The sequence below is a fragment of the Cohnella rhizosphaerae genome (assembly GCF_029525575.1).
GTDB classification, from domain to species: domain Bacteria; phylum Bacillota; class Bacilli; order Paenibacillales; family Paenibacillaceae; genus Cohnella; species Cohnella rhizosphaerae.
In genome coordinates this window covers 141265-152668 of sequence record NZ_JAPDIA010000009.1, presented here as the reverse complement: position 1 = coordinate 152668, position 11404 = coordinate 141265, and the positions used below count along the sequence as shown (strand labels likewise).

Annotated in this window: 12 protein-coding genes; 6 read left to right on the top strand and 6 right to left on the bottom strand. The window is 57.2% G+C overall.

The genetic code is table 11. The features are described 5' to 3' along the window. Positions 1 to 112: 112 nt before the first annotated feature. The 6 genes from OMP40_RS35000 to OMP40_RS34975 all read right to left on the bottom strand — a co-directional run bounded on the left by OMP40_RS35000 (position 113) and on the right by OMP40_RS34975 (position 6021). Positions 113 to 976 carry a carbohydrate ABC transporter permease gene (locus OMP40_RS35000; RefSeq protein ID WP_277538405.1) on the bottom strand — a complete coding sequence of 288 codons (864 nt, stop codon included), beginning with the start codon at positions 974 to 976 and terminating at the stop codon, positions 113 to 115. Beyond that, complete coding sequence (locus OMP40_RS34995) at positions 977 to 1786, bottom strand: ABC transporter permease (protein ID WP_277538404.1); 810 nt, start codon at positions 1784 to 1786, stop codon at positions 977 to 979. Positions 1787 to 1796: 10 nt separating this feature from the next. Continuing rightward, positions 1797 to 1928, bottom strand: a complete 132-nt coding sequence (locus OMP40_RS34990; RefSeq protein ID WP_277538402.1) for a hypothetical protein — start codon at positions 1926 to 1928, stop codon at positions 1797 to 1799. Positions 1929 to 2025: 97 nt separating this feature from the next. Then, complete coding sequence (locus tag OMP40_RS34985) at positions 2026 to 2688, bottom strand: type 2 periplasmic-binding domain-containing protein (protein WP_277538401.1); 663 nt, start codon at positions 2686 to 2688, stop codon at positions 2026 to 2028. Beyond that, positions 2594 to 3589, bottom strand: coding sequence for an extracellular solute-binding protein (locus OMP40_RS34980; RefSeq protein ID WP_277538399.1), 996 nt, complete (start codon positions 3587 to 3589; stop codon positions 2594 to 2596). The genes OMP40_RS34985 and OMP40_RS34980 overlap by 95 nt, the downstream gene beginning before the upstream one ends. A 200-nt stretch (positions 3590 to 3789) precedes the next feature. Further along, complete coding sequence (locus OMP40_RS34975) at positions 3790 to 6021, bottom strand: helix-turn-helix domain-containing protein (RefSeq protein WP_277538396.1); 2232 nt, start codon at positions 6019 to 6021, stop codon at positions 3790 to 3792. Between the two features lie 258 nt (positions 6022 to 6279). On the opposite strand from OMP40_RS34975, the gene OMP40_RS34970 reads away from it, so the two are divergent. The 6 genes from OMP40_RS34970 to OMP40_RS34950 all read left to right on the top strand — a co-directional run bounded on the left by OMP40_RS34970 (position 6280) and on the right by OMP40_RS34950 (position 11392). Next, complete coding sequence (locus tag OMP40_RS34970; protein WP_277538395.1) at positions 6280 to 7278, top strand: NAD(P)-dependent oxidoreductase; 999 nt, start codon at positions 6280 to 6282, stop codon at positions 7276 to 7278. Positions 7279 to 7416: 138 nt separating this feature from the next. Beyond that, on the top strand, positions 7417 to 8214 hold the full coding sequence (locus OMP40_RS34965; protein ID WP_277538391.1) for a sugar phosphate isomerase/epimerase family protein: 798 nt from the start codon (positions 7417 to 7419) through the stop codon (positions 8212 to 8214). A gap of 26 nt (positions 8215 to 8240) precedes the next feature. Then, positions 8241 to 8828 carry a DMT family transporter gene (locus OMP40_RS34960; protein ID WP_338131361.1) on the top strand — a complete coding sequence of 196 codons (588 nt, stop codon included), beginning with the start codon at positions 8241 to 8243 and terminating at the stop codon, positions 8826 to 8828. Beyond that, positions 8764 to 9138, top strand: coding sequence for a DMT family transporter (locus OMP40_RS40860; protein ID WP_338131360.1), 375 nt, complete (start codon positions 8764 to 8766; stop codon positions 9136 to 9138). The genes OMP40_RS34960 and OMP40_RS40860 overlap by 65 nt, the downstream gene beginning before the upstream one ends. 293 nt (positions 9139 to 9431) lie before the next feature. Continuing rightward, positions 9432 to 11156, top strand: coding sequence for a sensor domain-containing diguanylate cyclase (locus OMP40_RS34955; RefSeq protein ID WP_277538390.1), 1725 nt, complete (start codon positions 9432 to 9434; stop codon positions 11154 to 11156). Continuing rightward, positions 11153 to 11392, top strand: a complete 240-nt coding sequence (locus tag OMP40_RS34950) for an EAL domain-containing protein (protein ID WP_277538387.1) — start codon at positions 11153 to 11155, stop codon at positions 11390 to 11392. Before OMP40_RS34955 ends, OMP40_RS34950 begins: the two co-directional genes overlap by 4 nt. The last annotated feature ends 12 nt before the right edge of the window (positions 11393 to 11404 follow it).

The window sequence follows — 11404 nt, the reverse complement described above, 5'->3', positions numbered from 1 at the left end:
TTGTCGCCGCAAAATAAAGTTATCCAATCCTAATACAAGGTTTTAATTCATCACCTCCTCTCGTCCGATCTTCGAATTCGGGCCGAGCCTTTTCGAATCGATCAACGCCCCGTTAGCCTTTAACGGAACCGAGCAGCATCCCTTTCACGAAATACTTTTGAAGATACGGATACACGGCTAAAATCGGAACGATGCTGATCACGACCGCGGCCATCTTGATGCTCTCCGGCGACGAAGCGAGATCCTGCAGGCCCGGCTGGTTGGCGAGCGAATCTTCGCGGAGCATGCCGTTCAACACGACCTGCAGCACGCGCTTGCTCTGGTCGTTGATGTACAGGACGCCGGGCAAAAACTCGTTCCAGCGGGATACGGCGTAGATAAGACCGATCGTGGCGTTCACCGCGCCCGACAGCGGAACGACGATTCGCAGCAGCACGTACCAGTCGCCCGCGCCGTCCATTTTGGCCGATTCGATCAATTCGGAAGGAATGCCTTTATAAAACTTGATCATGATGAGCATGTTGTACACGCTCACCGCGGACGGCACCATGAGCGCCCATAAGGAATCGATCATATGGAGCTGCTTGATCACGATATAGGTCGGGATCAGTCCGCCGTTAAACAGCATGGTGAAAAAAATAAGCGAAAACAGAAATTTGCGGCCGCGCAAGCTCTCTTTGGACAGCGGATAAGCGCAGCCGATCGTGAGCAGCATGCTGATCAACGTGCCGAAGACGGTAACGATAATCGTGTTCTTGAAACCGGTGTACAGAAAGGGCTGGGTCAGCACGTATTTGTAGGTCGACAGCGAAAAATGCGAAGGGTACAGATTAAGCTTGTTGACGGATGCGCGCAGCGGATCGCTTAGCGAGAACATCAACACATACCAGAATGGATAGAGCATGAGGACGCCCGTCAGGATAAAAAACAAATAAAGGAACAGGACGGAGAAGCGAATGCGGCGAGTGCGGTTCATTTACATCAATCCTTCCTCGCCGAATTTTTTGCTGATCCACTGCGCGCCCAGGATCAATACCAGCGCGATCGCGGAGTTGAATAGCCCGACGGCTGTCGCGAAGCTGTAGTTCCCTTGCTGCAGGCCGAATTTAAAGACGAACGTGTCCAGAATCTCGCTGACTTCGAGTACCGCGGAATTTTGCATGACGAGGATTTGCTCGAATCCGGCGTTCATCAGCAGGCCGATGCGCAAGATCAGCAGCAGCACGATCACGTTGCGGATGCCCGGCAGCGTGATATGCCAGGTCTGCTTCCATTTGCCCGCCCCGTCGACCGTCGCCGCTTCGTACAGGCTCGGATCGACCTGCGTCAAGGCGGCCAAATAAATAATGGTTCCCCACCCAAGATCTTTCCAGATATCGGAGGCGACCAGGATGATGCGGAAGGCGGTCGGATCGGCAAGCAGATTTTTCGGTTCCATGCCGAACCATTCGTATACGATCGACAATACGCCGTTCGTCGGCGACATAATGGTGAGCACGATGCCGGAGATGACGACCCACGAGATGAAGTGAGGCAGGTACAAAATCGTTTGAACGTACTTTTTGAAATATCGGTTGCCGAGCTCGTTCAGCAGCAGCGCGACGACGATCGGCGCGGGGAATCCGAACAAAATCTTATAGACGCTGATCTGCAGCGTATTGCCGAGAATGACCCAGAAATCCGAATACGCGAAAACTTCCTTGAAGGTATCCCATCCGACCCACTCGCTCTCCCGGATGCCGCGGAAAATATCGTAGTCTTGAAAGGCGATGACGATGCCGTACAAGGGGATGTATTTAAATACGATAAAAAAACAACAGCCCGGGCAGCAGCATCAAATACAGATGTCTGTCTTTATAGATCGGATGACGCCGGGATAATCGCTTCGCGGCCGCCTCCTCGCGCTTGTACGTATGAACCGTCTCCATATGAAACTCCTCCTGGCAAGGACCAGGGAGAAGCGGACGGGCAAGCCGCTCCGCTCCCCATGGACCGTGTTGCTGATCTCCGTAATGCGAGGCGACTTTATTTCTTGTTTTTCTCTTGATACGCGTCGTTGAACGCTTGCGTCAGCGCATCGCCGCCCCGCTTTTTCCATTCCTTCACGTAATCCGCGAACATGTTGTCGATCGGTCCGTCGCTCATGATCATCTTGACGTATTGCTGGCCGGTATACTGATCCAGCTCGACCTGCTTCGTATTGTTCTCTACGACGAGTCCGTCCGCCGGATCCTTGTAACCGATCTTGTGCGCATAGTCGAACAATTCCCGGTAACGCGGCGAGGTCTGGTCGTACAACGCATTGAAGGCGAGCCTTAATTGTCCGATTCCTTCTTGCTTCATCTGATCGTCCGTAATCGTTTTTGTCAGCAGGTCGCCTTCAACCTTGTAATCCACGCCTTCTTCGCCATAGTTCATATACTTGTTGCCTTCGTCGGAGGCGAGGAAATCCAGCACGCGCAGCGCAGCATCGACATGGGGCGAACTGTTGAGCACCGCCGTCTTTAACCATCCCCGCCGCGTCAGCATGCGAAATCCGACGCTGTCCCCGGGACCCTTCAGGATGCCGCCCTCGACGAACTCCGCATTCGGGTTATTCTGCTTTAACGGTTCGTAATAATTGTTCAGGTTGGAGCTGTCCATCAGGAAGTACCGGTAGACCGGAGCGCCGATGACGCCTTTGAGCACTTTGTCCTTGAATCGGGCGCTGTTGTCGGTGACGAATTCGGGATCGATCATTTTCCCCTTGTACATTTTGTTGAGGAATTTGAGCGCATCGAGCGCGCCGGGGACGATGGAGCCCCATACCAGCTTGCCGTCCTGCAAGAGCCAGGAGTTCGGCAAGGTCCCGTATGCGCCGAACACCTGGTCCGACGTCGATAGATCGAAGCCCCCCGTTCGCGGTCCAGCCGCTAAGCGCATACGTATCCTTCTTCCCGTTGCCGTCGGGATCTTTGTTGGAAAAGGCGTCCGCTACCGCGTAGTACTCGTCGATCGTCGTCGGCACCTTCAGGCCGAGTTTGTCCAGCCAGTCCTTGCGATAGATCGGAATGTTGTCGATGGCGCTGCCGCGGATCGGGATGGCGTAAACGTTGCCGTCGCTATGCTTCATGGCGTCCCAAATGCCGTCCGCCCCGAACTTTTGCAAATTCGGCGTTTTGTCGAAGGAGGCATTGAGCGGAAGGAGCAGCCCCGATTTCGTAAATTTCATCTCGAGGGCGTCGGTGCCGATCTGAATGATATCCGGTTTGTCCCCGGACGCCAGCATAATCTGCAGCTTGTTCTCGAAGTCCGCACCCGGAATCGCGGTGATTTCCAGCTTGGTATTCGTTTTCTCCTCGATATAATGGGTCGTCTTGTTGTCGAACGAGACGCCCGGGTACATCTCGATCACCGCGAGCTTAAGCGTCGTCGGCGCCTCTTTGCTGGGTTCGGCAGACGCGGGGGACGCCGTAGAGGAAGACGATGACGATGAAGATGACGATGACGACGGCTTTACGGACGATTCAGAATTGCCGTTCGATGAGCAGCCTGCGAGGACCGAGGCGGCAACCGCGATAATCATGACCTTTTTATACGTATTAGGCAACGATACAACCTCCATTTCATTTTCCCACCCTTGAACAAGCTGAAAGCATACTCGGCCGGCCAACCGTTTTTGAAAAGGCTTACAGTGCACTGTGCCCTTAGTATAGGCGCCGGATGCCCCAAGCTGTAAATGCTCGATTTCTCCGATTTATCGCGATTACGACGATACCGGAAGATTTGATCGTTTTCGGCGTCCTAGCCTTATCCGGTCGTCTTCCTGCTTCGTCTATATTCCAGCGGCGTCATCTTATACGCCTTTTTGAAGAAGCGGATGAAGCTTTGAATGTTGTTGTATCCGACCGCCAATGCCACATCCTGGATTTTGACGTCCGGATCGAGGACCAGATGGCCCGCCGCCTTCATCCTGACCTGGGTGATATAGTCGTATATGGTCATGCCCGTCTCGTTTTTAAAGATCGTGCTCAAGTAGCCCGGACTCAAATAGACATTCGTAGAGATCTCCTTCAAAGAAAGATCCTCCCGATAATGCCGTTCGATAAAATCCATCGTCTTGGCGATCGTCTCCGTGTGCTGCTTCCGCTTGAGAACGGCGGCCGTCTCCATGCAATCGTGAATGAACGCCGCGATCAACGCCTCCAGCCGCGTGAGCGTATCCGCCTCATGGATGTCTTTCCAGAGCGCCTGTACGTCGATGCCCGCTTCCTCCGGCTTCCCGCCGACCTCCGATAAGGCGTCCATCAGGTTCGAACACACCTGGAAAATCACGTATTTGATATAGTCGATCGAATACGACAGCTCGGTCAACGTACGCGTGAGCGAAGCGAGCGCAGCAGCCGCCTTTTCCGCGTTTTGCGAACGAATGCTCTCCAGCAGGTTTTGCTCCTGCTGCTTGGGGTAGAACGCGCCACGGTCGACGATCGGCCGGATCGTTTCGCTGACGATCATTTCGTTTTTGCCCACGAAAAATTTATGGTTCAGCAGCTGCAGCGCTTCCTGGTAAGCGAGAAAAAGCTTGTCCAGGCTGTCGAATATTTTGCTCACGGATATCGTCAGCTCCGCGTCGCCGCGGTTCAGCCTCAGCTTCAACCGATTGAACAGATCGATCAGCTCGTTTTTGTCCCGCTCCGAGTTCACGATGGCAACCAGACGGCGCTCGCTCATGATCGACAGCAGCATCGATTCCTCGCATTCGAGGAAAAAAGCTTCGATGTCCCCGATCAGACGGTCGGTCAGCTCCGTATTCTCGAAGTCGAGAACGGCGACGACATAATGAGGTTTGTGGAGACTGATCCCTAGCAGCTGGATCACCGCGCCGAGCTTCTCTTCATCCCACACTTTTCCGCTCAGGAGCTCGAACACGGAATGCTGTTTAATGTAGGGGTAAGCCATATCGAATTGGGATTGCAGCTCGCGGTTCTGCTGGTACAGCGTATTCACGGCGCTGCCGATCATCGCGTATTCGTCTTTGCCTTTGCCCGAAGCGGGATTCGTCCGCCTTCGAATGTCGGCGACAAGCTGCGCAAGCGGTCTATATAAGTAGAAGGAAAACAGCCCGGCCATGACGAGGGAGATCGACAGCACGATCAGCACGGTAGACAGCAGAACGCGACGAAGCAGCCTGGTCGAATCCACGACCTGCTCGTACGGCTGGGAATAGACGATCGTCCACCGGAGCGCATCCGAGCGCGTCATGCTCAAATAATAGTCGGTTTTGCCGAAGGTCCGGTTGATCGACGTCCCGTCGGCATTGCGCATCTGGGCCAGTTGATCGCGAAGAAGACGTTCCTCGATGCCGCTATGATTCAGGATGAGCCGATCCCGATCGTCGAAAATGAGCAGATTCATCGGGGAGGACATGCCCCTCGTCTGCTCCAGACTCTCCGAGAAATCGCGGTAATCGATATTGACCGCGACCTCCATCGACTCTCCGCTGTACACGTTGCGGAAGGTCCGCAAGAGACTGACCAGGCTCCGGTTCGACGCGCCGATCGCGCCCCCGGTCCGCGGCGGCAAAACGGTATAGTCGCCCTGGACGTCGACTTGAAGCACTTCGGGATCGTAAAAGTTGTCCAGGCTGTATTTCGCGTCGGACAGGACGTAGTTTTTCGTTTTGTTGATCAAGTAAAGAGAGGCGACGTGTTTGTTGGCGCTGACGATCTTATCGAAGAAACGAAGGACGCCCGACATCGCCTCCGCCTGCTCGGGATACGTTTCGTTCGGCTCGAACAATTTCCACACTTCATCGCTGGCGATGATTTGGTTCGTCAAATAGACGAGCTCGGATATTTGCCGTTCCATGTACAGCTTTTTCTCGTTAAGCAAAATCGTGCTGGAAACGTCCGCCTGTCGGATAATATGCGCCGTGCTATAGTTCATGGCCAAATAGCCGATCGAAATCGCCGGCAAGCTGATGGCGATCACAAACATCGCCAAAATTTTATAAAACGACTTTTGCCTCGCAAAACGGTTCAAAGCGACCACCCTCCCCATCACGAATAAAGCGCATTCATTCTATGTTTACTTGAGTATATGTCATATTCGGAGCCATGATAAATGAACAAATCCGACGATCATGCAAAAATACGCCGATCGTCGGAATCGAGACGGATTAAATGAATCGATTCTTTACGTTTCGGAGTGCCCCTTACTATACTTATGTGCGTATGCTCCGAATCCTTTTCGTATCCGATTACCAGACCGCACGGTTTTTAAGGGGGGATTAGCAAACGTATGAAGTTGCTCCATATCGGCAACGCCGACTCGCGTTTTCCGGAAGCCGGTCCGTTCGTCGACGCCTTGCGGGAAATCGGCGAGCTGACCGTCATCCGGAACGGAGATGCGTTGACGGACGAAGCGCGCGCGGCGCTCATTCGGGAATGCGACGTGCTGCTGACGCTCTGGGGATCGAGCCGCGTGCCCGAACAGATCGCCGAATCGCGCGGCCGATTGTCCTACATCTGCAATATTTCCGGCGGCATCTCCCACTGGATCCCGCTCTCGATCGTCGAAGCGGGCATACCGGTCACCAACTGGGGAGATGCGATCGCTCCCGAAATGGCGGAAGCGGCCGTGACGCTGCTGCTGGCCGTGTTGAAGGAGCTCCTCCCACAGCAGCTGCATGTGCGGGAAGGCGGCTGGCATCGGCCCGACCGCCGCATCGGCTCGATGTACGGACTGCGAATCGGCATCTTCGGCATGGGCGCGATCGGTCGGAAGTTCGTCGACTATGTGCGTCCCTACGAATGCCGGATCCGCTACTACGATCCTTATCTGCCCCCCGCATCGGCGCCGGCCGGCTGCGAGGCGGCGGAGAGCCTCGAACGGCTCGCGGCGGAGAGCGACGCGCTGGTCATTCATGCCGGCCTGACCGACGAGACGCGCGGCGCGGTGAACGCCGCCGTGCTGGCCAAGCTGCCCGACTACGGCATCGTCATCAACACGGCGCGCGGAGACATCGTCGAGCAGGAAGCCTTGTTCGCCGAGCTGAAGACGGGCCGCCTGCGGGCCGGACTCGACGTGCTGGCGGGAAGGGACGCGCTTGAACCGGACCACCCGGCGCGCGGCTGGCCGAACGTTCTTTTTACGGCGCACGATCTCTTCTCGGCCAACTGGCAGAAGCCGCCGCTCGAAAGGTACGAGGCCGTCTGCCTCGAAAATCTGATCCGCCACAGCCAGGGAAAACCCCTCCTGCATCGGTTCGACCGGGATCGCTATTTGCGAAGCACCTGACGAACCTGCAAGGCGAACCTGTATGACAAACGTGCAAGACGGTCCTGCATGACGGTCCTGCGGAGCAGGCGGTTTGCCGGAGCGGCGGACGGAATCGCATTCGGGCAACGACACTTTGTAGACATGGAGGATATAGAAATGAAGTTGTCCTTTACCACCCTCGGCTGTCCGGATTGGACGTGGGAGCGCATCGTCGACGAGGCGTCGCGGCTGGGCTACGACGGCGTGGAGCTTCGCGGCATCGCGGGCGAGCTGCGGCTTGGCCGCTGCGAGGCGCTGCGCGAAGAGCGGCTGGAAGCTTCGCTGGCTTATGCAAAAGAGCGCGGCATCGCGATATGCTGCCTGGATACTTCGTGCGCGTTCCACGACGAGGAACGGTTCGACGAAGCCATTGAAGAAGGCATGGAGACGATCGATCTGGCCGTACGCATGGGCGTCTCTTCGATCCGCGTGTTCGGCGATTCGATCGCGGACAACGCCCGCGCGCAAGAGACCGTCGCACGCGTGGCCCGCGGGCTTCAGACGCTCGGAGACTATGCGGAAGACAAAGCCGTTCAAGTGCTGCTCGAGACGCATGGCGACTTTTCTTCGTCAGACCGGGTGAGCGAGGTGCTTCGGCAGACGTCTTCGCCCGCTATCGGCGTCATCTGGGACATTCACCATACGTTCAAATACGGCGGCCATGAATCGCCTGCGGAAACGTGGCGAAGGCTGGGCGACGATATCCGGCATGCGCACATCAAGGATGCGCTTGGCGCACGGCCCGTTCTCTTGGGCGAGGGCGAGCTGCCGCTCCCGGATTGGATCGCGCTGCTGCGCGAGGTTGGCTATGACGGCTGGTTGTCCTTCGAATGGGAAAAACGTTGGCATCCGGAGATTGAAGAACCCGAGGTTGCATTCCCGGCCTTCATCGACTACGTACGCCGCTATCTTTAAATACATTCAAGTATGGGAGTCCGCAAATGTTCGTATGGCAGCTTGTATTGACGAGCCTGTTGTGGGCCGGAAACTTCGTGGCCGGCAAATGGACGGCCGGACACGCCTCGGCGATGATGCTGTCCGAATTGCGATTCGGGATCGCGATCCTCGTCATCCTCCCATTCGTATGGATGAAGGAAAAACGCCTGTTCCCGCCGCGGAAGGCCATCCTTCTTTTGCTTGGCATGGGCGCGACGGGCGTGACCTTGTTTAACGTGCTGCTGTTCGAGGCGCTTGCGCATACGTCGGCCGCCAACACGGGGCTGTTGTCGACGCTTAATCCTGCGGCGATCGCCTTGATCTCGTTCCTGGCGTTCGGTCATCGTTTGACCCTGCGCCAGGCTGCCGGCATGCTCGTCTCCTTCGCGGGCGTCGTGATCGTCCTAATGCGGGGAGACTTGGAGCGGCTGCTCGCCCTCCAATTCAATCGCGGCGACCTGATGATGATCGGCGCCGTGCTGTTCTGGGGCTGCTACACCATCCTGTCCCAAAAAAGCGATGGCCTACGTGTCGCCGCTTGCCGCAACGCTGTGGTCCGGCATTTTCGGCCTGGCGTTCATGCTGCCCTTTAACATCCAGCAGTTCACGTTAGCAGACGCCTCGCCCGCGTTCTGGGCAGCCATGATCTACATCGGCGTCGGCGCGACCGTGGTTGCCTCGCTGCTATGGAATCTGGGCGTCAAACGAATAGGCGGCACGCATGCAGGTATCTTTCTGAATTTAAACCCTGTATTCACAGCGTTGCTTGCCTACCTGTTGCTCGACGAACGAATGAACGCATCGCAATGGATCGGCACGACGGTCGTCATCGGCGGCATGCTGCTGTTCTCGACGGCCGCGAAGCGTTCAGCTTCTTCTATGGAAGGGAGCGATTCCTTATGAGCGTCGATCGGTTGCCTGATCGAGATTTCAATCGGGATTTATTCGCAGGAAACGAAGGATAAGCTGCGCATACAGTCCCCAACCGGGACGTTCGACGCTCACAAGCGTCGCAACATCGTATAGAACATGAATCCATCGTCGCTTTATTTGGTCATATTTACCATATTATAGTTCCAAATATTTAAAAATATATAGGTATAATGGTTCACTGAAGCGGAATCGGTTTAAAGGATCAACAACGCCCAGCCTGTGCGTGCCTTTGAATACGATTACAGAGGATAAGAGGGGACCCGATGACCGACCTTCAACCGCTTCATATGAACTGGCTTCTCTTCGCGTTCGGGCTGATCGCCAGCGTCGCCGGCGCAGCCATCGTCACCTACGGCACCGTGCCGCTCCTTTCCATCCGAAGCGCATGGCAGGTGTCCGGCCGCTGCAGGCGAACCGTCTGGCTCGGCACCGTCGCCTTCACGCTGTCCCATCTCTTCGCCCCGCTGGCGCTGAACATCCCGATCGTCTCGTCCTACTACCTCCTGCACGTCCTTTTCACGCTTGCCGGCTGCTATGCGGCTACGCTGTTCAACTTCCGCTATGCCGGACGCCCCCGCGGCCGGGTCTCTCGCTACTACCTCTCCGGCATCGCCGTCTCCGGCATCATCCTCGCCTTCGATTATGCGAACGCGCTGTTCCTGTTCCGCGGCATAACGGCCTGGCGTCCGGCGCTGTTCGCCGTCACCGCAGCCACCGTCGGCTGTCTGATGCTGTCCGTCCTGCGGGTGCTCGACGTCTCCAACCGCAACCGCGAGCACGACCTGCACTCCCGGGCGACGGTGCCGGGCTTTATCCTATGCGGAGCGGGCCTGTTCGCCGTCCCGCTGCTTTGCGCAATCTCCGTCGTGCCGGCCGCGGATACGCGCTTCGGGGGTTATGCGAACCTGACGCCGTACCTGCTGACGCTGTTCGTTTGCGTCGGGCTGCATCTCATTCCCGATTCGTACAACAGCGCCCGGCAGAGCCGGCAGAACCGGCGGATCGTCGAGACCGAGCAGCACTATATGTCTTTGTTCGAGCACAACCCGGACAGCGTGCTCGCGTTCGACAGCGGCGGCCGCATCACCGGGCTGAACCGCCAGGCCGAACTGCTCGCGGAGCGCTTCGGCTTGAAGCCGATCGGCCTGCATTTCTCCGACCTGTTCGAAGGCGAATATCACGACCAGGCTATGCGGCATTGCAAAGAAGTGCTGCACGGGAGATCCAGCACGATCGAGCTGCAGGCGAAGGCGCTCAACGGCAAGACGCACACGTTCTGGCTCACCTCCCTGCCGATCTTCGTCGACGGCGGCCTGCGGGGCGCTTACAGCGTGATGAAGGATGTCACCGAGGCGAAAAAAGACCAGGAGACGATCCGCCATCTGGCCTATCACGACGAGCTGACCGGGTTGGCGAACCGGCGATTTTTCCAGGAGTTCCTCGCCTCGCGCACGGACGCGAAGTCGGCGGCGACCCAGCGTCCCTTCACCGTTTTCTTCATCGATCTCGACCGCTTCAAGCGTGTGAACGACCTGTTCGGGCACGCCTTCGGGGACGAAGTGATCAAGCAGTCCGCCGCCAAGCTGCGCAGCTGCCTGCCCCCGAACTGCACGCTCGCCCGCATGGGCGGCGACGAATTTACGGTGCTGATGCCGAATCCGGCCGCGCAGGAGGAGATCGAGCGGGCGGCGGCCGCGGTCGTTCGCGAATTCGCGCGTCCGTTCGGCGTCGGCCACCATACCGTCAAGCTGTCGGCTTCCGTGGGCATCGCCCGCTATCCCGAAGACGGCCGGGACGCGGAGTCGCTGCTCAAGCATGCCGACATAGCCATGTACAATGCCAAAGAGAACGGCAGCTCGCAGTATCGCTTCTACGACGCCGAGCGCGATCAGACCACGCTTGAGCAGATCACGCTGGAGAACAGATCGACCGCTCCTTCATCCGCAAGTTCACGACCGATCCGGACAGCCGCGCGATCGCCGAGATGATCGTCGCCATGGCGAGGCAGCTGAAGCTCGATATCGTCGCCGAAGGCGTGGAGAACGAGGAGCTGATTCGTCTCCTGAAGGAGCTTGGCTGCTTCAACGTACAAGGCTACTACTGCAGCCAGCCGATGCCCGCGGAAGAGATCCCGGGATCGCTGCAGCCGGATCGCTTGCGCTGGCGCCGTGAGGCATCTTGCCCGACGTCCGCCGCCGTTTTGCTATTTTTCAACATGTATTGACAATTCTTCAGG